Annotated in this window: 21 protein-coding genes and 2 pseudogenes; 6 read left to right on the plus strand and 17 right to left on the minus strand. The window is 71.8% G+C overall.

What is annotated here, in order from left to right:
* Window positions 1-93 precede the first annotated feature (93 nt).
* The 3 genes from VAB18032_RS23270 to gndA all read left to right on the plus strand — a co-directional run bounded on the left by VAB18032_RS23270 (window position 94) and on the right by gndA (window position 4132).
* On the plus strand, window positions 94-1665 hold the full coding sequence (locus VAB18032_RS23270) for an ABC transporter ATP-binding protein (RefSeq protein WP_013735377.1): 1572 nt from the start codon (window positions 94-96) through the stop codon (window positions 1663-1665).
* Window positions 1662-2462 (plus strand): energy-coupling factor transporter transmembrane component T family protein, encoded by an 801-nt coding sequence (locus VAB18032_RS23275; RefSeq protein WP_013735378.1) that lies wholly within the window; start codon window positions 1662-1664, stop codon window positions 2460-2462. Before VAB18032_RS23270 ends, VAB18032_RS23275 begins: the two co-directional genes overlap by 4 nt.
* Before the next feature lie 224 nt (window positions 2463-2686).
* A complete protein-coding gene (gene gndA / locus VAB18032_RS23280) occupies window positions 2687-4132 on the plus strand; it encodes an NADP-dependent phosphogluconate dehydrogenase (RefSeq protein WP_013735379.1) in 1446 nt (481 codons plus the stop codon).
* An 85-nt stretch (window positions 4133-4217) separates the two neighbouring features.
* Here the strand turns inward: gndA and VAB18032_RS23285 are convergent, their stop codons facing one another.
* The 3 genes from VAB18032_RS23285 to recO form a co-directional block, all read right to left on the minus strand.
* The gene (locus VAB18032_RS23285) at window positions 4218-4403 is read right to left on the minus strand and encodes a hypothetical protein (RefSeq protein ID WP_013735380.1); all 186 of its coding nucleotides are present in this window, start codon (window positions 4401-4403) and stop codon (window positions 4218-4220) included.
* A 65-nt stretch (window positions 4404-4468) separates the two neighbouring features.
* Window positions 4469-5245: an isoprenyl transferase gene (locus VAB18032_RS23290; protein ID WP_193386334.1), complete on the minus strand. Its 777-nt coding sequence runs from the start codon at window positions 5243-5245 to the stop codon at window positions 4469-4471.
* 32 nt (window positions 5246-5277) lie between these two features.
* Window positions 5278-6090 (minus strand): DNA repair protein RecO, encoded by an 813-nt coding sequence (gene recO / locus VAB18032_RS23295; protein ID WP_013735382.1) that lies wholly within the window; start codon window positions 6088-6090, stop codon window positions 5278-5280.
* Between the two features lie 126 nt (window positions 6091-6216).
* Here recO and VAB18032_RS23300 point away from each other — a divergent pair, with 126 nt between their 5' ends.
* Window positions 6217-7044, plus strand: a complete 828-nt coding sequence (locus VAB18032_RS23300) for a DUF4097 family beta strand repeat-containing protein (RefSeq protein WP_081476192.1) — start codon at window positions 6217-6219, stop codon at window positions 7042-7044.
* Here VAB18032_RS23300 and VAB18032_RS23305 read toward each other — a convergent pair.
* The 10 genes and pseudogenes from VAB18032_RS23305 to VAB18032_RS23340 all read right to left on the minus strand — a co-directional run bounded on the left by VAB18032_RS23305 (window position 7031) and on the right by VAB18032_RS23340 (window position 15557).
* Window positions 7031-8200 carry an acyltransferase family protein gene (locus tag VAB18032_RS23305; protein WP_013735384.1) on the minus strand — a complete coding sequence of 390 codons (1170 nt, stop codon included), beginning with the start codon at window positions 8198-8200 and terminating at the stop codon, window positions 7031-7033. The two genes, VAB18032_RS23300 and VAB18032_RS23305, sit on opposite strands and share 14 nt — an antisense overlap.
* 159 nt (window positions 8201-8359) lie before the next feature.
* Window positions 8360-9259 (minus strand): GTPase Era, encoded by a 900-nt coding sequence (gene era, locus VAB18032_RS23310; RefSeq protein WP_013735385.1) that lies wholly within the window; start codon window positions 9257-9259, stop codon window positions 8360-8362.
* Window positions 9256-9633 (minus strand): hypothetical protein, encoded by a 378-nt coding sequence (locus tag VAB18032_RS23315; RefSeq protein WP_013735386.1) that lies wholly within the window; start codon window positions 9631-9633, stop codon window positions 9256-9258. The genes era and VAB18032_RS23315 overlap by 4 nt, the downstream gene beginning before the upstream one ends.
* Window positions 9626-11032: a hemolysin family protein gene (locus VAB18032_RS23320; RefSeq protein ID WP_193386335.1), complete on the minus strand. Its 1407-nt coding sequence runs from the start codon at window positions 11030-11032 to the stop codon at window positions 9626-9628. Before VAB18032_RS23320 ends, VAB18032_RS23315 begins: the two co-directional genes overlap by 8 nt.
* A complete protein-coding gene (gene ybeY / locus VAB18032_RS23325) occupies window positions 11008-11481 on the minus strand; it encodes an rRNA maturation RNase YbeY (protein ID WP_013735388.1) in 474 nt (157 codons plus the stop codon). The genes VAB18032_RS23320 and ybeY overlap by 25 nt, the downstream gene beginning before the upstream one ends.
* Window positions 11482-11496: 15 nt before the next feature.
* Window positions 11497-11970, minus strand: a complete 474-nt coding sequence (locus tag VAB18032_RS33005) for a PhoH family protein (RefSeq protein ID WP_307816814.1) — start codon at window positions 11968-11970, stop codon at window positions 11497-11499.
* Window positions 11971-12138: 168 nt separating this feature from the next.
* Window positions 12139-12672, minus strand: a pseudogene (locus VAB18032_RS33370) (LAGLIDADG family homing endonuclease); the annotation flags it as partial.
* 207 nt (window positions 12673-12879) lie between these two features.
* Window positions 12880-13626, minus strand: a pseudogene (locus VAB18032_RS33015) (PhoH family protein); the annotation flags it as partial.
* A gap of 186 nt (window positions 13627-13812) precedes the next feature.
* Entirely contained in the window at window positions 13813-15201 is a 1389-nt protein-coding gene (locus tag VAB18032_RS23335) for a serine hydrolase domain-containing protein (protein ID WP_013735390.1), read from the minus strand.
* Window positions 15198-15557: a histidine triad nucleotide-binding protein gene (locus tag VAB18032_RS23340; protein ID WP_013735391.1), complete on the minus strand. Its 360-nt coding sequence runs from the start codon at window positions 15555-15557 to the stop codon at window positions 15198-15200. The genes VAB18032_RS23335 and VAB18032_RS23340 overlap by 4 nt, the downstream gene beginning before the upstream one ends.
* A gap of 94 nt (window positions 15558-15651) precedes the next feature.
* On the opposite strand from VAB18032_RS23340, the gene VAB18032_RS23345 reads away from it, so the two are divergent.
* Window positions 15652-16413 carry an SDR family NAD(P)-dependent oxidoreductase gene (locus tag VAB18032_RS23345; RefSeq protein WP_043721687.1) on the plus strand — a complete coding sequence of 254 codons (762 nt, stop codon included), beginning with the start codon at window positions 15652-15654 and terminating at the stop codon, window positions 16411-16413.
* Between the two features lie 22 nt (window positions 16414-16435).
* Here the strand turns inward: VAB18032_RS23345 and VAB18032_RS23350 are convergent, their stop codons facing one another.
* The 3 genes from VAB18032_RS23350 to hrcA all read right to left on the minus strand — a co-directional run bounded on the left by VAB18032_RS23350 (window position 16436) and on the right by hrcA (window position 19422).
* The gene (locus VAB18032_RS23350; protein WP_013735393.1) at window positions 16436-17170 is read right to left on the minus strand and encodes a 16S rRNA (uracil(1498)-N(3))-methyltransferase; all 735 of its coding nucleotides are present in this window, start codon (window positions 17168-17170) and stop codon (window positions 16436-16438) included.
* Window positions 17171-17180: 10 nt separating this feature from the next.
* Window positions 17181-18326 carry a molecular chaperone DnaJ gene (gene dnaJ, locus VAB18032_RS23355; RefSeq protein WP_013735394.1) on the minus strand — a complete coding sequence of 382 codons (1146 nt, stop codon included), beginning with the start codon at window positions 18324-18326 and terminating at the stop codon, window positions 17181-17183.
* Between the two features lie 73 nt (window positions 18327-18399).
* Window positions 18400-19422: a heat-inducible transcriptional repressor HrcA gene (gene hrcA / locus VAB18032_RS23360; RefSeq protein ID WP_043725487.1), complete on the minus strand. Its 1023-nt coding sequence runs from the start codon at window positions 19420-19422 to the stop codon at window positions 18400-18402.
* 207 nt (window positions 19423-19629) lie between these two features.
* On the opposite strand from hrcA, the gene VAB18032_RS33240 reads away from it, so the two are divergent.
* On the plus strand, window positions 19630-20211 hold the full coding sequence (locus VAB18032_RS33240) for a DUF4870 domain-containing protein (RefSeq protein WP_013735396.1): 582 nt from the start codon (window positions 19630-19632) through the stop codon (window positions 20209-20211).
* A 7-nt stretch (window positions 20212-20218) separates the two neighbouring features.
* Here the strand turns inward: VAB18032_RS33240 and hemW are convergent, their stop codons facing one another.
* Window positions 20219-21442 carry a radical SAM family heme chaperone HemW gene (gene hemW, locus VAB18032_RS23370; RefSeq protein WP_043725491.1) on the minus strand — a complete coding sequence of 408 codons (1224 nt, stop codon included), beginning with the start codon at window positions 21440-21442 and terminating at the stop codon, window positions 20219-20221.
* Between the last annotated feature and the right edge of the window lie 15 nt (window positions 21443-21457).

Raw genomic sequence — 21457 nt, forward strand, 5'->3', positions numbered from 1 at the left:
TGCATTTCTCGGACGCAAACTTCTTGATCAACGCGCGATGGCGGGGTGGTGGGTGACGGTGGGTGAGTGACGGTGGGAGGAGGGGGGTACGGGGTGGGTGGGGTGCGGCTGCGGGGGTTCGGGTGGCGGCATGCGGGGCGGCGGGCGTGGGCCGTGCGCGGGGTGGACCTGTGGGTGCGGCGGGGGGAACGGGTGTTGCTGCTCGGGCCTTCCGGGGCGGGCAAGAGCACGGTGCTGGCCGCTTTGGCGGGACTGTTGCCGGAGGACTCCGGTGAGCAGGAGGGCATCATCGAGATCGACGGTCGCCCGCCGGCCGAGGTCCGCGAACGGGTCGGCATCGTCTTTCAGGATCCGCAGTCCCAGCTGGTCATGGCCCGCAGCGGCGACGACGTGGCGTTCGGGCTGGAGAACCGGGGCGTACCGGCAGCACAGATCTGGCCCCGCGTCGACGAGGCGTTGCAGCGGGTCGGGTTCCCGTACCACCGGGACCGTCGCACTGCGGCGCTCTCCGGCGGCGAACAGCAGCGGCTCGCCCTGGCCGGTGCGCTCGCGCTGCGCCCCGACCTGCTGCTGCTCGACGAGCCCACCGCCAACCTCGACCCGGCCGGCGCCGACCTGGTCCGCGCCGCGATCGCCCGCGCGGTCGACGGCGACACCACACTGATCCTGGTCGAGCACCGGATCGCCGATGCCCTGCCCCTGGTGGACCGGGTGGTCGTGCTCGAAGCCGGTGGCGGCGTGCGGGCCGACGGTACGCCGGAAGCCGTCTTCGCCGCGCACGGCGACGCCCTCGCCGCCGACGGCGTCTGGGTGCCGGGCCGGCAGTTCCCGCCACGCCCGGCCATCGCTCCGGCAGGCGAGGTGTTGCTCACCGCCGACCGGCTCGGCCAGCCACCCCGGCTGGCCCCCACCAACCTGACCGTACGCGCCGGTGAGGCGCTCGCCGTGCTCGGTCCCAACGGCGCCGGCAAGTCCACCCTCGCGTTGTTGCTCGGCGGGCTGCTCAAGCCCGGCACCGGACGACTGTCGGGCAGCACGGAACTGGCCGGGGCCGACGCCCGCACGGCACCGCACCGGTGGCGTGCGCCCGCGCTGGCGCGCCGGATCGGCTCGGTGTTCCAGGATCCGGAACACCAGTTCGTCACCAGCACGGTCTTCGACGAACTGGCGTTGGGTCCGCGCCGGACGGGCGCCACCGACGCCGTGGTCCGCCAGCGCGTCGACGACCTGCTGCAGCGGCTGCGGCTGGACAAGCTGGCCGGGGCCAACCCGTACACCCTCTCCGGCGGGGAGGCCCGGCGGCTGAGTGTCGCGACCGCCCTGGCCACCGCGCCCCGGCTGGTGATCTGCGACGAGCCCACCTTCGGGCAGGACCGGCGGACCTGGCGGGAGCTGGTGGACCTCTTCGCGGAACTGCGCGACGCCGGCCACGGCCTGGTGACGGTCACCCACGACACCGACTTCGTGGCCGCGCTGGCCGACCGCACCCTGACCCTGCGGCCCGTACCGCGCCGCGGCGACGACCCCAGCGACCGCCCCGACCTGCCTACCCGCGAGCCGGGTGACGGTCGCCCCGTTGATCGTGGACGGCCGGCTGGAAGCGAGGGTGGGATGCGGATGTCGCCGACAGACGATGCCGGGCCGGCGACGGCGGGGCAACGATGATCGACCTCGAACCGGTCGCGCGCCCGGACGCCCCGCTGGCCCGCCGTAACCCGGTGGCCAAGCTGGCAGCGGCGCTGCTGTTCGCCTTCCCGCTGCTGGCGACGCTGGATCCGGTCGCGCCGGCGATCGCCCTGGCGGTGGAGTTGGCAGTACTGCCGTTGTTCGGCCTGCGGTACCGGGTGCTGCTCCGTCGGGCCTGGCCGTTGCTGCTCGCCGCCGGCGGCGTACTGGTCACCCTGGTCCTGTTCGCCGCCGACCGGTCGGGACGGGTGCTGCTCGACGCCGGGCCGATCATGGTCACCTCGTCGGTGCTGCTCACCGCCCTCGGCCTGGTGCTGCGCCTGTTCGCGGTCGCGCTGCCCGGCGTGATCGTCTTCGCCACCACCGATCCGACCGATCTGGCCGACGCGCTGGTGCAGAACGCGAAGGCACCGGCCCGGTTCGCCATCGGCGCGTTGGCCGCGTTCCGGCTGCTACCGCTGCTCGGCCAGGAGTGGCAAATGATCGCCATGGCCCGCCGGGCACGGGGCGTGGAGGCCGGCCGCAACCCGGTGGCCAAGCTGCGACTGTTCGCCTCGACCGCGTTCACCCTGCTGGTCGGGGCGATCCGCCGGGGCACCCGACTCGCCGTCGCCATGGACGCCCGCGGCTTCGACTCCACCACCGGGCGCACCTTCGCCCGCCACCAGCCCTTCTCCACCGCCGACTGGCTCCTGCTCATCTGCGCCCCCGCCCTGGCCGCCGCCGCCCTCACCATCAGCATCACCCTCGGCACCTTCACCCCCCTCACCCCCTGACCCCGCACCCCTCCCCTACACCCCCTCCCCCTAGCTCCCGTCGATCATGCAGTTGTCGTCCCCGCAAAGGGGATAATCTACGCGCAACGGCGACCGAGAGTGCATGATCGTCGCCGCAAGAGGGGGCGACCACATGGTGACCAGGGGTGGGGGATGACGCGGGCGGGCATCGAAGCGCGCTACCGTCGCAGCACTACTGACAGACGCGGAAGGTGGCGACGAGGATGGCGGATCGGGCTACGGCGCAGATCGGTGTGACCGGGCTGGCGGTGATGGGTCGAAATCTGGCCCGCAACCTGGCCCGCAACGGGTTCACCGTGGCGTTGCACAACCGCTCGCCGGAGCGGACCCGGTCGCTGGTGGCCGAGCACGGCGACGAGGGCACCTTCGTCCCGACGGAGTCCCTTGCGGACTTCGTCGCCGCGCTGGAGCGCCCCCGCGCAGTGATCATCATGGTCAAGGCGGGCGGCCCCACCGACGCGGTGATCGACGAGTTGGTGCCGTTGCTCGAAGCGGGCGACATCATCATCGACTGCGGCAACGCGCACTTCGCCGACACCCGTCGGCGGGAGGAGGCGCTGCGGGCCCACGGCCTGCACTTCGTCGGCACCGGTGTCTCCGGTGGTGAGGAGGGCGCGCTGTGGGGGCCGAGCATCATGCCGGGTGGCTCGGTCGAGTCGTACCGCAAGCTCGGCCCGATCTTCGAGAAGATCGCCGCGCAGGTCGACGGTGAGCCGTGCTGCCAGCACGTGGGGCCGGACGGCGCCGGGCACTTCGTCAAGATGGTCCACAACGGCATCGAGTACGCCGACATGCAGCTCATCGCCGAGGCGTACGACCTGCTGCGGGCCGGGCTGGGCGCGACGCCGTCGGAACTCGCGGAGATCTTCCGGGAGTGGAACACCGGCGAGCTGGAGTCGTTCCTGATCGAGATCACCGCCGACGTGCTGGCGCACACCGACGCCGCCACCGGCGAGGCCTTCGTGGACGTCGTGCAGGACCGGGCCGAGCAGAAGGGCACCGGGCGATGGACCGTCCAGATCGCCCTCGACCTGGGCATCCCGATCACCGGCATCGCCGAGGCGACCTTCGCCCGGTCGCTGTCCGGGCACGTCGGGCAGCGTGAGGCCGCGGTCCGGGCCTTCCCCGACTCCGGGGAGAAGTGGCAGGTCACCGACCGCGAGGCGTTCATCGAGGACGTCCGCCGGGCCCTGCTGGCCTCGAAGATCGTGGCGTACGCCCAGGGCTTCGACCAGATCCGTGCCGGCAGCGCCGAGTACGACTGGAACATCGACCTGGGCGGCACGGCGCGCATCTGGCGGGGCGGCTGCATCATCCGGGCCCGCTTCCTGGACCGGATCAAGCAGGCGTACGACGAGCAGCCGGAGCTGCCCACCCTGCTGGTGGCACCGTGGTTCGCCGACACCGTGCGCGACGGCGTGCCCAGCTGGCGGCGGGTGGTGGCCGAGGCGGCGCAGGCCGGTGTCCCGACGCCCGCCTTCGCCTCGTCCCTGGCCTACTTCGACGCGCTGCGCGCCGAGCGGCTGCCCGCCGCCCTGATCCAGGGCCTGCGGGACAACTTCGGCGCACACACCTACCGTCGGGTCGATCGCGACGGTTCCTTCCACACCCTGTGGGCCACGCCGGACCGCGCCGAGGTCGAGGCCTGAGGACCGCACCGTCGGGCCGACGCCTGAGCCGACGCTGACGCGCCCTGTCCCGGGACACCGGGACAGGGCGCGTCAGGTTACGGGGTCAGAAGAAGCGGCGACGCCGGGCCTTCTGGGGGCGCAGCAGGTCGGCTCCCCGGGTGAGCATGCGGCTGGCCCCGGAGGGGCCGCGCCGCGACTCCAGTGTGTGACTGAGCCGGCGAGCACCCGCTGCCGCCAACGGAACCGCCACGGCCATCACCGCCCACTGGGCAACGCGCTTGCGGATCATGTGGTTTCACCTCCGTCAGTGGCTGCTACCAGCGGTGGTACCCAGTCCGGGCGCACCCTATGCGTTCAGGTGGTCGGTGCCACCGGGTTGGGTAGCGCGCCACCGAAGCGGCGGTCCCGCTGGGCGTACAGCTCGCAGGCGTACCACAGGTGGCGGCGGTCGAAGTCCGGCCAGAGCGTGTCCAGGAAGACCAGTTCGGCGTACGCGCTCTGCCAGAGCATGAAGTTCGAGGTGCGCTGCTCACCGGAGGGCCGCAGGAACAGGTCCACCTCGGGCACCTCGGGGTGGTAGAGGTAGCGCGCGACGGTCTTCTCGGTCACCTTCGCCGGGTCGAGCTTCCCGGCTGCCGCATCCCGGGCGATCGCGGCAGCGGCGTCGGCGATCTCCGCCTGCCCGCCGTAGTTGACGCAGAACTGGAGCGTCAGCGTCGAGTTGCCCCGGGACATCTCCTCGGCGGTCTGCAACTCGCTGATCACGCTCTTCCACAGCCGCCCGGCCCGACCGGACCAGACCACCCGCACCCCGAGGTCGATCAACTGGTCCCGGCGTCGACGGATGACGTCACGGTTGAAGCCCATCAGGAACCGGACCTCGTCCGGCGAGCGCCGCCAGTTCTCGGTGGAGAAGGCGTACGCCGACAGGTAGGGGATGCCCATCTCGATGGCCCCCTCGACCGTGTCGAAGAGGGAGAACTCCCCCGCCTCGTGTCCCTTGGTGCGGGGCAGCCCACGCTCCTTGGCCCAGCGGCCGTTGCCGTCCATCACCACGGCGACGTGCTTGGGCACCGCCCCCGGCGGCAGCGCCGGCGGCCGGGCACCCGACGGGTGCGGGGTCGGCGGCACCGGCTCGCGCCGGCCGGCCCTGGTGGATCGGATCACTCGGCTCTCCCCTGTTCACGCTCTGGGACCGCTGTGGTCGCCGGGCCGCCCCGATCGACCAGCGGCAGCGAGCGTAGCGTGCGCTCCAGATGCCACTGCAGGTGCGCCGCGACGAGCCCGCTGCACTCCCGGCGTACCCCGGTGTCGGTGGCGTTGGCGACCCGCCAGTCTCCGCCGACCAGCGCGGACATCAGGTCGATGGTGGCCGGGGCGGGATGGGCGGCACCGGGGGGACGGCAGTCCGGGCAGACCGCGCCGCCGGCGGGCACCGAGAAGGCCCGGTGCCGGCCGGGGGTGCCGCAGACGGCGCAGGCGGTCAACGCCGGCGCCCAGCCGGCCAGGGCCATGCCCCGCAGCAGGTAGGCGTCGAGCACCAGGGTGATGGCGTGTTCGCCCTGGGCGAGGGCCCGCAGCGCACCCAGGGTGAGCTGGAACAGCCGCAACGACGGTTCCCGCTCGACGGGGGTGAGCCGCTCGGCGGTCTCGGCGATCGCGCTGGCCGCCGTGTAGCGGGGATAGTCACCGAGGAACCGCTTGCCGTACAGGTCGATCCCCTCGACCTGGCTGACGGTGTGCAGGGAACTGCCCAACTCGCCCTTGGGGTCACCGGCGAGTTGCAGGTCGACGTGGCCGAACGGCTCCAACCGGGCACCGAACTTGGAGGTCGTCCGGCGTACGCCTCGGGCGACCGCACGCAGCCGGCCGTGCCGCCGGGTGAGCAGGGTGACGATCCGGTCGGACTCGCCGAGCTTCTGTACGCGTAACACCACCGCGTCGTCGCGGTAGAGCTGTCGGCGGTATCCGGCCATCGCGTCATTCTCCCTCGCGGCCGGACACCCGTCGGCACCCCGGGTCGGATTTCAGGGTCCGCTCCGGGTATCGGGGGCCACTGACCCGGATGTGCCCCCACCAGCACCGGCGTTAGCGTGCTCGGCATGGCTGCACACCGGACCATCCCCCCTCGACCTGCTCGTCCTGCTCGGCGTACCCCGGTCCGTCGGGTCGGCACGGTGATCGCCGCGGCGATCGCCCTGACCGTCCTGGCCGGCTGCAACAACCTTTCCTTCCGTCGGCTCGACTTCGACACCACCGAGGAGGCCCGGATCAGCACCATCCGCCTGCTGCCGGGCGCCGGTGACGTGGTGATCCGCGCCGACGGCGAACCGGACCGGATCCGCATCAAGCGGGTGGTGCGGTACCAGGGTGACGAGCCGGGCATCACGTACGAGATCAAGGGCACCGAACTGGTGCTCGACACCTCGTGCGGACGCCGGTGCAGCGTCTCCTACGAGGTGGTCGCGGGCGAGGGGGTCCGGGTCGAGGGCGAGACCGGTTCGGGCAACATCGACCTGAGCTGGGTGGGACAGGTCGAGGTGACGGTCGGTTCCGGCGACGTCCGGGTGGTCGGTGCCGCCGGCCCGGTCCGGGTGGAGAGCGGCTCCGGCGAGATCGAGGTGTACGACCTGACGTCCACCGTGGTGCTGCGGACCGGCTCCGGAGACATCACCGCCACCCGGCTGCGCGGGGAGGTGGACGCACAGGCCTCGTCGGGCAACGTGACGGTCGAGTTGGACGCTCCCGCCTCGGCCCGCGCGCACGCGTCGAGCGGCAACGTCGAGCTGCGGGTACCCGCCGGCAGCTACCAGATCCGGTCGGAGGCCGGTTCCGGTTCGGTCGACGTGAGCGTACCGAACGACCCGACCGCCGCTCTGGTGCTCGACGTGCGAACGGGCAGCGGCGACATCTCCCTCATGACCCGGTGACGTCCCGGCCCCGCCGACCCGACACCGCGTCCTCCCGGGGTTCGGTCTCCCGGTCACGCTGACCCGGTACGGCCGTCTCGCCGGGCTCGGCGGTCCGGTCGGCCTCGACACCGCGGCGGGATTCCGCGTGCCGGCGGGCGGCCGGAACGGCGTGACGGCGTCCGCCGGGGATCAACTCGGGCGGGCGCCCCGCCGCGACGTCCTCGACCCAGCCGACAAGTGCGGTCACCACCCCCACCAGCAGGAAGACCAGCATCACCCGGATCGCCAGGCCCAGCAGGTCCTGATGCGACCAGCCGACCACGTCCACCAGCGGGGTGAGCGCCACCACGAACGCCATGTGCCACAGGTAGACGGTCAACGCCCGGCGGTTCAGCACGGTCACCGCGCGACCGAACACGTGGTTACGGTCGACCCAGTCCGCACTCGACGGGGCCCGTCCCAGCGCCACCAGGATGAACGCGGCCGACCAGAGGGCGTTGCCGAGCGGGTTGTCGTTCAGGTCGTAGCCGCGCGGCCCGGGATGGGCCAGCAGCCAGGCACCACCGGTCGCGGCGAGGGCGAGCACGGTCGGCACCAGCACCCGGTTCGCCAGGCGGCGCAGCATCCCCGCCTGGTGGGCGAAGCCGAGCAGCCAGGCACCGAAGTAGAGCCCGAACTCCCGCAGCACGCCGGGGGCGTTCGGGTAGATGCCCAACTCGATCGCCAACAGCAGGCAGTACGGGGCGAGCAGGGTGGGCAGTGGATAACGCCGGAACAGCCAGAGTGCGACCGGTGAGGCGAGCACGAACCACAGGTAGTCCCGCAGGTACCAGATCGGGCTCAGCGCCAACGCGCCCCAGTAGTTCGCCGGTGGATCGGCGACCGGGAAGAGCCAGAGCAGCACCTTCGGTGTCAGCGGCAACCCGGTCAGCAGCATCGCCGGTACGAAGATCGCGGCCAGCACCCACAGCGACGGCAGCAGCCGGCGCAGCCGACGGCCGACCGCGGTGGGACCGGACCTGAGCAGCGAGGTCGCCATCAACGACCCGGCCAGCGCGAACATCACCGACATCGCCGGGAACAGCAGGGTCAGCGACGCCCAACCGGTGACGTGGTAGACGACGACTCGCACGATGGCCAGGAAGCGCAGCAGGTCCAGGTATCGATTTCGCATCAGCCTGCATCTGTATCCGGGGGCATAGGTACGTCTCTCTACCCTCCGGGGTGGGCGGTGGAAACGCCCAGAGGCCCGACCAGATAGTGAACCTTCCCATATGCCTGACCGGTACCGATCAGTCAGATGCAGCGCGAGAAGTCCGGATTACCGGCGCTGTCAGAAGCCGAGTTTGCGCAGCTGCTTGGGGTCGCGTTGCCAGTCCTTGGCCACCCGCACATGCAGGTCGAGATAGACCCGGGTGCCCAGCAACTCCTCGATCTGCCGCCGCGCGGCGGTGCCCACCGCCTTGAGCCGACTGCCCCGGTGCCCGATGACGATCGCCTTCTGACTGGGCCGCTCGACGTACAGATCGGCGTAGATCTTCGTCAGCTGCCCCTCGGGGATCATCTCCTCGACCACCACCGCGATGGAGTGCGGCAGCTCATCCCGGACACCCTCCAGGGCGGCCTCCCGGACCAGCTCCGCGACCAGCACCTGCTCCGGGTCGTCGGTGAGCATGTCGTCGGGATAGAGCTGCGGAGACTCGGGTAGATACCGCGTCATCACCTCGACGAGCGTGTCCACCTGGTGCCCGGCGACCGCGCTGACCGGCACCACCTCGGCGAACTCGCCCAGCTCGCTGACGGCCAGCAACTGCTCGGCCAGCCGCTTCTTGTCCACCAGGTCGGTCTTGGTGACCACCGCCAGCACTGTCGCCTTCAACTCGGCCAGCTCGCCGGTGATGAACCGGTCGCCACGGCCGATCGGCTCGTCGGCGGGGATGCACAGGCCGATCACGTCGACCTCGCTCCAGGTCTGCCGGACCAGGTCGTTGAGCCGCTCGCCGAGCAGGGTACGCGGCCGGTGCAGACCCGGCGTGTCCACCAGCACGAGCTGCGAATCCGGCCGGTGCAGCACCGCCCGGATGATGTGCCGGGTGGTCTGCGGCTTGTTCGAGGTGATCGCGATCTTCTGCCCGACGATCGCGTTGGTCAGCGTCGACTTGCCGGCATTCGGTCGACCGACGAAGCAGGCGAAGCCCGCCCGGTAGGCGCGCGGCGTCGGCGCGGCGCTCACTCGGTCACCGTGCCGAGCACCGTGCCGTCCGGCGCGGCCACGTGCACCGGCGCATCGGCGGACAGGTCGCGGACGGCCGCGTACCCCGCACCGTCGAGAGTGGAGGCCTCGGTGACCACGGCGGCGGCCTCCAACCGGGTGGCGCCCGCCGCCGCCGCCGAGGCGACCGCCAACTGCAGCGCGGTGATCGTCAACGAGGGCAGCGACACGCTGGCCGCCGCGTACGTCCGACCGTCCTGGTCGCGTACCGCGGCACCCTCCACGGCGCCCACCCGCCCCCGGGCCCCCCGGGCCAGGATGACCAGCTTGCCGTCCTCGGCGCTGAGCTCGGAGCCGGCGGGTACGGCGGCTGGTACGGCAGGTGACTCAGGCATCGGCGGGTTGCCTCTCCTCTGATCGATCGGTGTCGCCCCGGGAGGCGGTCGGCCCACCGCCCGGGTTGTCCTGGGTGTCGGTCGGCTCGACCCGGCGCACCAGCACCGTGTCGATCCGGTTGCGTCGGCCGGTGGTGCCCTCGGCGAGCAGTTGCAGCCCGGCCACCTCGACCTCCGCTCCGGGGATCGGCACCCGGCCGAGGCACTGGGCGAGCAGGCCGCCGACGGTCTCCACCTCGTCGTGCGGCAACTCGGTGTCGAACAGCTCGCCGAGATCCTCGACCGGCAGTCGGGCGGTGACCCGCACCGCACCGTCGGGCAGCTGCTCGATCGGCGGACGCTCGACGTCGTACTCGTCGGTGATCTCGCCGACGATCTCCTCCAGGATGTCCTCGATGGTGACCAGCCCGCCGGTGCCGCCGTACTCGTCCACGACGATCACCAGATGGTTGCGGGCGGCCTGCATCTCCGACAGCAGGTCGTCGACGGGCTTGGAGTCCGGCACGAAGGTGGCCGGGCGCATCAGCTCGGCCACCGGCAGCTGACGGTCCTCGGCGGCGCCACCCTGGGTACGCCGGATGAGGTCCTTGAGGTAGAGCACACCGAGCACGTCGTCGACGCTCTCGCCGATCACCGGGATGCGGGAGAAGCCGGAACGCAGGAACAGCGCCAACGCCTGCGCCAGCGTCTTGGTCGACTCGATCCACACCATCTCGGTACGCGGCACCATGACCTCGCGGGCGATGGTGTCACCGAGCGCGAAGACCGAGTGGATCATCTGCCGTTCGCCGTGTTCGACGACGCCCCGCTGCTCGGCGAGGTCGACCAGTTCCCGCAGCTCGACCTGGGTGGCGAAGGGTCCTTCCCGGAACCCGCGACCCGGCGTGACCGCGTTGCCGATCAGGATCAGCAGCGATGCGAGGGGGTTGAGCGCCCGTCCGAGCCAGCGCACCAGCGGCGCGGCGAAGCGGGCCACGGCGTACGCGTGCTGCCGCCCGATGGTGCGCGGACCCACACCCACCACGACGAAGCTGACCACGGTCATCGCCCCGGCGGTGACCAGCGCCGCCCGCCAGCCCGCACCGAAGGTGTCCACCGCGACCAGGGCCACAAGCGTGGTGGCGGTCAGCTCGGCGAGCAGCCGCAGCAGGAGCAGCAGGTTGAGGTGGCGGACCACGTCACCGGCGACCAGTTGGAGGGTGGGCGCGCCCCGGGCACCCTCCCGGGCCAGCTCGGCGGCCCGAGCCGGTGAGACCGCGGCCAGGGCGGCCTCGGTCATCGCGATGAGACCGCCGAGCACCACCAGCCCGGCGGCGAAGGCGAGTAGTTGCAGGTCGGGAAGGCCGGTGGCGGACGCGGCCAGCGAGGTATCCATCACCGGGTGCGGGTCGACCGCCAGCTCGACAACAACCGGGCCTGGAGCCCGAACATCTCCCGCTCCTCCTCCGGCTCCGCGTGGTCGTAGCCGAGCAGGTGCAGGACGCCGTGCACGGTGAGCAGGTGCAGCTCGTCGTCGGCGCTGTGGCCCGCGGTGGCAGCCTGCTTCGCCGCCACCTCCGGGCAGAGCACGATGTCACCGAGCAGCGCCGGCTCGCCGCCGACGGCCGCGTTCTCACCCGGCCCGTGGTCGATGCTGCCCTCGTCCATAGGGAAGGCGAGCACGTCGGTCGGGCCGTCGCCGCCCATCCAGCGATGGTTCAGCTCGGTCATGTAGCCGACGTCGACAAGCAGCACGGACAGCTCGGCGAGGGGGTTGACCCCCATCTCGTCGAGTGCGTGCCGGGCGACGGCCAGCACGGCGTCGGTGTCGACGGCGACACCCGACTCGTTGGCGATCTCGATGGACAACTGTCTTCCCTCGGTCTAGCGGCGCCGACCGGCGCGGTTGCCCTGGGCGTTGCGCCCCGGCACCGCGTGCACGGCCTGCGCCTGCTGGTTCTCCCGCTCGGCGTCCCAGCGGGCGTACGCGTCGACGATCTCACCCACCAGTCGGTGGCGTACCACGTCGGCGCTGGACAGCTGCGCGAAGTGCACGTCCTCGACGCCGGCCAGGATCTCCCGGACGACCCGAAGGCCGCTTGTCGTCCCACCGGGCAGGTCGACCTGGGTGACGTCACCGGTCACCACGATCTTCGAGCCGAAGCCGAGCCGGGTGAGGAACATCTTCATCTGCTCGGGCGTGGTGTTCTGCGCCTCGTCGAGAATGATGAACGCGTCGTTGAGCGTGTTGTGCGTCACCAGGAAATGGTCGGTGACATAGAGCGAGTCCTCCGCCGCCACCTGGATGCACATCGTCTCCTGCACCCCGGCCGGGATGATCGAGTCGATGAACCGCATCGGCCGCCCGCCACCGTACTCCTCGTACCGCTGGCGTTTGCGAGCCAGCCGGAACGGCGGAATCTCCTCGGGCAGGCGGATCTCCACGACGTACGCGTCGGACCGGTACGTGACCGGGCGGCCCTTCGCCCGACCGGGCGGCCGGCCCTCGGCCGCGCGGCCGCGCCACGTCGCGACCCCACCCAGCGACTGGACCAGGTAGATGACGTCGTCTCGCAGTTGGGCGGAGGTGGTCGCGTACTGCACCCGGCAGGTGCGTCCGGCCTGCACGACCGGCCCCCCGTCGCTGTCCAGCAACCCCTGAAGGACAGCCAACCGAACGTCGAGGCTGTTGCGCTGGTAGACCTCGGGCACGAACTTGGTGCCCGACCTGGTCCCGGCCAGGCCCAGCTCACGGAGCGCGACTGTCACCGGGTTCGCGACGATCACCCCGCCCCGCTGCCCGTTGACGTGCCGCAGCACGTAGTCGTACTCGCTCTTGCGGACGAGTTCGATGTCGGCGAGCGCATCCTCCATCGCGCGGGCGAGTTCCGGGTCCGCGGTGCTGAACCCTGGCGTCGTCTGGCACGAGATGGCGCCGTCGCCGAGCAGCAGACCGAGCGCGTAAGGGTCGAGTGGGACGTCCTGCGGCTCCATCTGCACGGGCGCCACGACCGGCAGCTCGTACCGGCGGGTGTGGCCCCGCCACTCCTGGCCGATCATCTCCTGCGTCTCGAGCGTGCGCCGGCATCCGCGTCGCTTGTCCTCGGCGGTAGCGACTGTCCAGAGGTGTTCGCCGCAGCACAGGGTGGAGGCCCCGTCTCCGGTGGTGACCCGGTAGACCTGCTTCGGCCCCTGTGGGTAGATGCCGATCACCGGGGTCGGCCTGCCGTTCGAGCCGATGACCAGGTCACCGATCCGAAGCGACCCGAACCGCTTGAACCCTTGAGGCGTGAGTACCCGCGCGTCGTACGGTTGGGCCCGGCCCCTCATGTACGCCAGCGGAGCGACCTCGATCGTGCCCGCCGCCATCAGCTTCGGGATCGTCTCCGGGTCGAGCATGTCGTGCAGCGCGTCGTAGAGCGGGCGCAGGTACGGGTCGATCTTCTCGTTGAGCGTGCCGGGCAGGAAGCCCAGCCGCTCCCCCGCCTCGACGGCGGGCCGGGTCAGGATGATCCGGTTGATCTGCTTGGCCTGCAACGCCTGGACGGCCTTGGCCATGGCGAGGTAGGTCTTGCCGGTACCGGCCGGGCCGATGCCGAAGACGATGGTGTGCGCGTCGATCGCGTCGACGTAGCGCTTCTGCCCGAGCGTCTTGGGCCGGATGGTGCGCCCGCGCCGGGAGAGGATGTTGAGGGTGAGCACCTCGGCGGGTCGTTCCGTGCCACCCTGTTCGAGCATGCCGACGGTACGCCGGACAGCATCTGTGGTCAGGGTCTCGCCTTTCTCGATGAGTTCGAGCAGCTCGCTGAAGATCCGCTCGGCGAGGGCATTGTCGGCGGGCGCGCCGGTGATGGTGATCTCGTTGCCCCGTACGTGCACGTCGCTGTTCACCGAGCGCTCGACCAGTCGCAGGATCTCGTCACCCGCGCCGAGCAGGTTCACCATGATCTTCGAGTCGGGGACGGTGATCCTGGTCTGCACCCGGGGTGGGCCGGGAGGTGGGGTGCCGGTCATAGGTCGGGCCAAGGGGCCCTGCGCCACCTGCTCTCGATCTCGGTGCCGGGCGTGGCGCCACGGCGTGCTGACGTTACCTCCATCGTATCGGGTCGCCCGCGCGGACACGCTGCCCAATTCCGCTGGCACGATACAGGCGTACACGAGCGGACGAACCGGCACAAAAGGCGTGGCGGTCCGGGCGGGTCAGGCCCGGAAGTCGTACCCGTCGAAGGCCTCCTGGTGCCGGGTGAACCGGTAGGTCGCCCAGTGCATCCGGACCACCACCCCGTCGCTGTCGCGGGTCAGCCGGAGCAACTCGCCGACCTCCCGCCCGGCGACCGTACGGAACACGTCCGGCCGATCCGGTAGCGGCGCGAAGACCGCCGGCGGCTTGCCCGGCGGATCGTCCGCGCCCCGGGCCTGCAGGGTCGCGTCCCGCCAACTGAACACGTACTGGAAACCCTCGCCCCACCAGCGGCCGAGCAGCCCACGCAGCTGGGCGGGGGCCGGCTCGCCGGGTCGCCACGGGGTGATCTCGGCCGGGTCGTGTTCGGCGGCGGCGGCGAGCAGCCGGTGCGGCAGCTCCAGCAGCTCCGCCGAGGTGCCCGAGGAGCCCAGCACGGCAGCCCCGAAGGCGGCAGGTGTGCCCTCGCCGCCCCGGCGGCCGTACGCCCCGGCCAGGAACCCGGGCATGGCGCCGTCGTGCCCGACGTGCACCACCCGGTCGCCCTGCGGCACCAGGATCAGGCCGAGGCCGAACCCGGCGTTCCAGAGCGCCTCGTCGGTGACCGTGACCGGCCAGCGCATCTCCTCACAGGTGGTCGGGCTGAGTACCCGGCCGGTCGCGTCCATCGCCGCCGGGTCGGCCAGGAAGGCAGCCCAGCGCGCCATGTCGGTGGCCGTGCTCCAGAGCTGGGCGGCCGGGCCGACGGCACCGAAGTCGCTCGGCGGCTCCGCATGCGCCTCGTCGGAGTACGCGTCGACCAGGTAACCGGTGGCCGCCCGGGGGCCTGGCGAAACCGTGGTGCTGGTCAGTCCGAGCGGAGTCAGCACCCGCTCGGTCAGCACCTCGGCCCAGGTGCTTGCGCGTACCTGCCCGACCAGCCGGCCGAGCAGCGCCATGCCGAGGTTGGAGTAGTGGAACCGCCGGCCGGGCGGCAACACCCGCTCGGCCCGGTCCAGTTCGGCGACCAGCCGGTCGACGTCGGGCACCTGAAGCGTGTCCCAGACGTCGCCGTACGGCTCGCGTTGCAGGCCCGCGGTGTGCGACAGCAGCCGGCGTACGGTCAACTCGCCGTGCGCCGGCAGGTCGAGGTGCCGGTCCAACCGATCGTCGAGGTCGAGCAGCCCGTCGTCGCGACACTGCATGACCAGTACGGCGGTGAAGGTCTTGGTCACCGACCCGATCCGGAACCGGGTCTGTTCGTCAAGCGCGGTGTCGTTGCCGGTGCCGCCGACCGTGCACGTCCACAGCGCCCGGTCGGCCCGGTGCACGGCGGCCGAGACCGCCGGCACCCGAGCCTGCGCCTGGACCCGCCGCACCAGCCGTTCGAGGTGCTGGGCGGCTGCGGTACGGCCGGCGGCCGAACTCACGCCATGCTCCGGGCCAGCATCGGTCCGAGCGGCGCACCACCCAGCACGTGCGCGTGCGCGTGGAAGACCTCCTGGCCACCGTACGGGCCGGTGTTGAACATCAGCCGGAAGCCGTCGCCGAGCAGCCCCTCGTCCTCGGCCACCGCGGCGGCCGTGGCGAGCACCTCACCGGCCAACGCCGGGTCACCCTGGCCGAGGGTGGCCACGTCGGCGTAGTGCTCCTTGGGGATGACCAGCACGTGCACCGGCGCCTTCGGGTCGATGTCCCGGAAGGCGAGCGTGGTGGGGGTCTCGCGGACCACCGTGGCCGGGATCTCCCCGGCGACGATCCGGCAGAACAGACAGTCAGTACTCACCCGGGCAGTGTAAGGAAGGGCCCCTGCTTAACGCCTCAGGTAGAGCAAGGGCCCCTTGTTAACACCACCGAGCAGGTACGGCAGGATGTCGCCCATGGCAGGACGGGCAGTGCTGGTCACGGGCGGTTCACGTGGCATCGGGCGGGCGGTGGTGCAGGCGTTCGCCGCCTCCGGCGACCGGGTGGCGATCCACCACCGCGACTCGGCCGACCTGGCCGAGCAGCTGCGGGCCGAGCTGCCGGGCACGGGCCATGTGGTGGTCCGCGCCGACCTCGCCGACCCCGACGCGGTACGGGCGATGGTCGACGAGGCCGCCGACCGCCTCGACGGGCTCGACGTACTTGTCAACAACGCCGGCGTGTTCGGGCCGGCCGACCCGCCGCACCCCGTCTTCGACAGCAGCTACGAGCAGTGGCGGCAACGTTGGCGCGAGGTCTGCGACACCAACCTGTTCGGGGCGGCCAACGCCGCCTGGTGCGCCGCCCAGCACATGCGCACGCGAGGTGGGCGAATCGTCAACGTCTCCTCGCGCGGCGCGTTCCGCGGCGAGCCGACCAACCCGGCGTACGGCGCCAGCAAAGCCGGTCTCAACGCGATGGCCCAGTCGTTGGCGGTGGCCCTGGCGCCGTACGGCATCGCGGTGGCCACGGTCGCGCCCGGCTTCGTCGAGACGGACATGACCAACGAGCACCTGAAGGCGCCGCGCGGCGACGCCATCCGGGCACAGAGCCCGTTCGACCGGGTGGCCCGGCCCGAGGAGATCGCCGCCGCCGTGCACTGGCTGGCCAGCCCCGAGGCGGAATGGGCCTCCGGCACCATCATCGACCTCAACGGTGCCTCCTACCTGCGCACCTGACGCAGCAGGCCGACAGCGGGTTCTACCAGCGCAGGAGGCGGGTGGCGAGGACGGCCAGGGCGGCCACGCCGGCGGTGGAGGTGCGCAGCACCGAGGGTCCGAGGCGGACCGGGTGTGCGCCGGCCTGCTGGAAGGTTGCCAGCTCGGCCGGGGTGATGCCGCCCTCGGGGCCGACCACCAGCACGATCTCGCCCTGGTCGGGCAACTCGACGGTGGTCAGCCGGTCGGTCGCCTCCTCGTGCAGGACGTAGCCGGCGGCGGCGCCGGAGATGCGTCGGGCCACCGATGCGGTGGGCTCGTCCGGCGCGCCCGCCACCACGGGCAGCCACGCCCGGCGGGCCTGCTTCGCCGCCTCGCGGGCCGTGGCCACCCACTTGTCCCGGGCCCGTACGCCCCGGTCCCCTCGCCACTGCGCGACCGACCGGCCGGCCGCCCAGGGGACGATCTCGTCCACTCCCGCTTCGGTCATCGCCTGTACGGCCAGTTCCCCCCGGTCGCCCTTGGCGATGCCCTGCACCACCACCAGCCGGGGGTTCGCCGCGTCGACGTACCCCCGGCTGGTGATCTCGATGTCCAGGGTGCCCCGGCCGACGGCGCTGACCACGGCGGCGGCCGTGCCGCCCCGGCCGTCGCCGAGCAGCAGTTCCTCGCCGACCCGTAGCCGTTGCACGGTGGCGGCGTGGTGCCCCTCGGGGCCGTCGAGCACCATCGTGTCGGCGGTGGGCAGCGACTCGACCAGGAACAGCGGAGCGGACACGGGACGTCGGTCAGCCGTGACCGTTGAAGGCGTCGCGCATCCGGGAGAAGAAGCCGCCCTGCTTGGTCAGCTCGGCGACCTCCTCGCCGCGGGTCTTGGCGAAGTCGCGCAGCATCCGCTCCTGGTCGGCGTCGAGCTTGGTCGGGGTACGCACGTCGAGGTGGACGTAGAGGTCACCACGACCGGTGCCCCGCAGATGGGGTACGCCCCGGGCCCGCAGCCGCAGCGTGCTGCCGGGTTGGGTGCCCGCCTTGACGTCGACCGGCTCCTCGCTGTCGAGCGTCTTGATGGTCAGTCGGGTGCCGAGCGCCGCGGCGGTCATCGGCACGGTGACCCGGCAGTGCAGGTCGTCGCCCTTGCGGGAGAAGACGTCGTGCGGCCGCTCGTGGATCTCGACGTAGAGGTCACCGGCGGTGCCACCGCCCGGGCCGACCTCGCCCTGCTGGGCCAGCCGGATCCGCATGCCGTCCTCCACCCCGGCCGGGATCTTGACGGTCAGCGACCGGCGGGTCCGGACCCGGCCGTCACCGGCGCAGGTCGGGCAGGGGCTCGGGATGGTGGTGCCGTAGCCCTGGCAGACCGTGCACGGCCGGGCGGAGACCACCTGACCGAGGAAGGTGCGCTGCACCGACTGCACCTCGCCGCGGCCACCGCACGCCTCGCAGGTGGCCAGGTGGGTGCCGGCGGCGGTGCCCGCACCGGAGCAGGTGGTGCAGAGCACCGCAGTGTCCACGGTGATCGGCGCCTCCACCCCGAAGGCGGTCTCCTGCAGGTCCAGTTCCAGCCGCAGGATCGCGTCGGCACCGGGGCGGGTACGCGGTCGCGGTCCCCGGCCGGCACCGGTGGCCCCGCCGAAGAAGGCGTCCATGATGTCCTGGAAGCCGACGAACGGACCGGCGCCGCCGGGCCCGCCCGGGCCACCGGCACCGCCACCGCCCGGGGCCAACGGGTCGCCACCGAGGTCGACGATCTGCCGTTTCCGATCGTCCGAGAGGACCTCGTACGCGGCGTTGATGTCCTTGAACTTCTCCTGTGCCTCCGGATCCGGATTCACGTCCGGGTGGAATTGCCGCGCGAGCTTGCGGTACGCGCGCTTGATCTCGTCATCGGAGGCGCCCCGGCTGACGCCGAGAATGCCGTAGTAGTCCCTGGCCACTGCGTTCCGTGTCCTCGTGTTCGTCTCGCGTTACGCCGGTCGGCGGCGGCAGCCCACCGTCGGCCCTGACTGATCAGTTCTGGGCCAGCAGCTCGCCCACGTAGCGTGCCACGGCCCTCACCGTGGCGATGGTCCCGGGGTAGTCCATCCGGGTCGGCCCCAGCACGCCCATCCCCCCGACGATGGTCGCGCCCGGGCCGTAGCCGGTGCTGACCACGGAGGCCGCCCGCAAGTTGTCGATCTCGTTCTCGTCACCGATGCGTACCCGTAGCGTGCTCGGCTCCACCTCGCCGATGAGTTTGAGCAGCACGACCTCCTCCTCGAGGGCTTCGAGGATCGGCCGCAGGGAACCCTGGAAGTCCAGGAGACCGCCGCGGGCGAGGTTGGCGGTGCCGGCCAGCGCGATCCGCTCCTCGTGCCGCTCGACAAGTGTCTCCAGCAGCACGGTGGACAGGGTGGTCATGGCACCACGCAGATGCGGGACGCACTCGTCGATGAGGGTCTGCACCAGCGGTGGGGTCTCCGACAACTGGATGCCGACCAGCTTCTCGTTGACCGTCCGGCGGAGATCCAGCACGTCGTCGGCGTGGATCGGGGCGGGCAGCTCGACCAGCCGCTGCTCGACCCGCCCGGTGTCGGCTATCACGACGAGCATCAGCCGGGTGGTGGAGATCGGCACCAGCTCCAGATGCCGTACGCGGGACCGGGCCAGGCTGGGGTACTGCACCACGGCGACCTGCCGGGTCAGCTGTGCCAGCAGCCGGACGGTGCGGTGCACCACGTCGTCGAGGTCGACTGCGCCGGCCAGGAAGCGCTCGATCGCCCGGCGTTCGGCCGGGCTGAGCGGCTTGACCCGGCTCAACCGGTCGACGAAGAGCCGGTAGCCGCGGTCGGTGGGCACTCGACCGGCGCTGGTGTGCGGCTGCCGGATGTAGCCCTCTTCCTCAAGCACGGCCATGTCGTTTCTGACGGTGGCCGGCGAGACACCGAGCTGGTGCCGCTCGACCAGGGCCTTGCTGCCGACCGGCTCCTGGGTGGCGACGTAGTCCTCGACAATCGCCCGCAGTACGGCGAGCTTGCGGTCGTCGAGACCCATCTCCACCTCCTGTCGCAGGTCAGTGTCGAGCGTCACCCACCGTCGGCGGACGCCCTGGCACTCGACTGTAGCGAGTGCCAGTCTACGTCGAGGCCCCCCGCAGCGCGATGATCAAGAAAACGGAGTTGTCCGCAGTCCGATCGGAGACTTGACACTCGCCGGTGTCGCTATGGTGCGCCATTGCCGCTGGCACCTACCGTGAGCCCCATGACTGAACCACCTCGTCCCCCGAGTTTCGGCGACGATCCCACGGCTCCCGTTTCCGGATCCTCTGGCCAGGGCGGATATCCCCCGCCCGGCGGCTACCCGCCGCCCGGTGACCAGCCTCCGTCGGCCGGCTACCCACCGCCGGGTGGTTATCCGCCGCCCGGTGGTTACCCTCCGCCCGGTGTCGGCTACCCGACCGGCGGCTACGGCGCGCCCGGTGGCGGCTACGGCACCAACGAAGACAAGACGTGGGCCCTGATCGCCCACTTCGGCGGCCCGCTCGGCGTGGTCGTCGGTGGCGGCCTGCTCGGCTGGGTGGCGCCGCTGATCGCGAACATGACCCGCGGGCAGCAGTCCCCGGTCGTCCGGGCGCACGCCGTCGCGGCCCTGAACTTCCAGCTCACCTGGGCGGTCGTCGGGCTGCTGAGCTGGGTGCTCACCGCGATCACCTGCGGCATTCTCTTCTTCGTCCCGATGCTGGTCTGGCTCGTGCCGTTGATCTTCGGCATCATCGGCGGGGTCAAGGCCAACGAAGGCGTCCTCTACCGGTACCCGATGAGCTTCTCCTTCATCAAGGGCTGATCGGCAGCTAGGGCAGCAGGTCACGCACCACGGCGTCGGCGAGCAGCCGGCCGCGCAGGGTCAGCACCCCGCGGCCGGCCGCGTGGGCGGGAGCGGCCAGCAGGCCGTCGGCCACCGCCCGCGCCGCAGCCGCGCGCCCGGCGTCGTCGAGGACGTCCAGCGGCAGGCCGTCGGCCAGCCGCAGCCGGAGCATGACCTCCTCCATCCGGGCCTCGTCGGCGGTCAGCACCTCCCGCGCCAGGCCGGGTGACCGGCCGGCGGCCAGGCGTTGGGCGTACGCCGTGGGGTGTTTGACGTTCCACCAGCGCACCCCACCGACGTGGCTGTGCGCCCCCGGCCCGAGGCCCCACCAGTCGCCGCCGGTCCAGTAGAGCAGGTTGTGCCGGCACCGGCCCGACGGCGTACGGGCCCAGTTGGACACCTCGTACCAGGAGAAACCGGCCGCGTCGAGGGCGGCCTCGGCGGCCAGGTAACGGTCCGCGGCGACGTCGTCGTCCGGGTACGGCAGCTCACCGCGACGCATCCGGGCGGCCAGTCGGGTGCCGTCCTCGACGATCAGGGCGTACGCGCTGACGTGGTCGGCACCCGCCGCCACGACCTGGTCCAGCGAGGCGGCGAAGTCCTCCGGCTGCTCCCCCGGCGTCCCGTAGATCAGATCCAGGTTGACGTGGTCGAACCCGGCGTCCCGGGCCTCCAGCGCGGCGGCCGTGGCCCGACCGGCGCTGTGTCGACGGTCGAGCACGGCGAGCACCCCGGGGGCGACCGACTGCATGCCCAGCGAGATCCGGGTGTAGCCGGCGGCCCGCAGTTCCTTGAGGGAGGCGGGGGTGACCGACTCGGGGTTGGCCTCGGTGGTCACCTCGGCGTCGGCGGCCAGTCCCCAGGTGCGGTCGATGGCGTCGAGGATGCGGGCCAGGTCGTCGGCGGGCAGCAGGGTGGGGGTTCCACCGCCGACGAAGACGGTCTCCACCCGGCGGGGCGGACGGTCGCCCAGCACCCGCGCGGCGAGGGCCAGCTCGGCCAGCACGGTGTCGGCGTAGCCGTCCCGGCTCGCGCCGCCGCCCAGCTCCTGCGCCGTGTAGGTGTTGAAGTCGCAGTAGCCGCAGCGGCTGGCGCAGAAGGGCACGTGCACGTACACGCCGAAGCCCTGGTCACCGACGCTCGCTCGGGCGGAGGCGGGCAACGACCCGTCGGTCGGGACGGGTTCGCCTGCTGGAAGGACGCCGGGCATGGCCACTAGTGTGCC

The organism is Micromonospora maris AB-18-032, from assembly GCF_000204155.1.
In the GTDB taxonomy this organism is placed as follows: Bacteria; Actinomycetota; Actinomycetes; order Mycobacteriales; family Micromonosporaceae; genus Micromonospora; species Micromonospora gifhornensis.

What these genes read in the sequence shown, in the direction of transcription:
- VAB18032_RS23275 (WP_013735378.1), top strand. Translation starts at nt 1,662, where the DNA reads ATGATCGACCTCGAACCGGTCGCGCGCCCGGACGCCCCGCTGGCCCGC.
- gndA (WP_013735379.1), top strand. Translation starts at nt 2,687, where the DNA reads ATGGCGGATCGGGCTACGGCGCAGATCGGTGTGACCGGGCTGGCGGTG.
- VAB18032_RS23285 (WP_013735380.1), bottom strand. Translation starts at nt 4,403, where the DNA reads ATGATCCGCAAGCGCGTTGCCCAGTGGGCGGTGATGGCCGTGGCGGTT.
- recO (WP_013735382.1), bottom strand. Translation starts at nt 6,090, where the DNA reads ATGGCCGGATACCGCCGACAGCTCTACCGCGACGACGCGGTGGTGTTA.
- VAB18032_RS23300 (WP_081476192.1), top strand. Translation starts at nt 6,217, where the DNA reads ATGGCTGCACACCGGACCATCCCCCCTCGACCTGCTCGTCCTGCTCGG.
- VAB18032_RS23305 (WP_013735384.1), bottom strand. Translation starts at nt 8,200, where the DNA reads ATGCGAAATCGATACCTGGACCTGCTGCGCTTCCTGGCCATCGTGCGA.
- VAB18032_RS23315 (WP_013735386.1), bottom strand. Translation starts at nt 9,633, where the DNA reads ATGCCTGAGTCACCTGCCGTACCAGCCGCCGTACCCGCCGGCTCCGAG.
- VAB18032_RS33005 (WP_307816814.1), bottom strand. Translation starts at nt 11,970, where the DNA reads ATGCGGTTCATCGACTCGATCATCCCGGCCGGGGTGCAGGAGACGATG.
- VAB18032_RS23345 (WP_043721687.1), top strand. Translation starts at nt 15,652, where the DNA reads ATGGCAGGACGGGCAGTGCTGGTCACGGGCGGTTCACGTGGCATCGGG.
- hrcA (WP_043725487.1), bottom strand. Translation starts at nt 19,422, where the DNA reads ATGGGTCTCGACGACCGCAAGCTCGCCGTACTGCGGGCGATTGTCGAG.
- VAB18032_RS33240 (WP_013735396.1), top strand. Translation starts at nt 19,630, where the DNA reads ATGACTGAACCACCTCGTCCCCCGAGTTTCGGCGACGATCCCACGGCT.
- hemW (WP_043725491.1), bottom strand. Translation starts at nt 21,442, where the DNA reads ATGCCCGGCGTCCTTCCAGCAGGCGAACCCGTCCCGACCGACGGGTCG.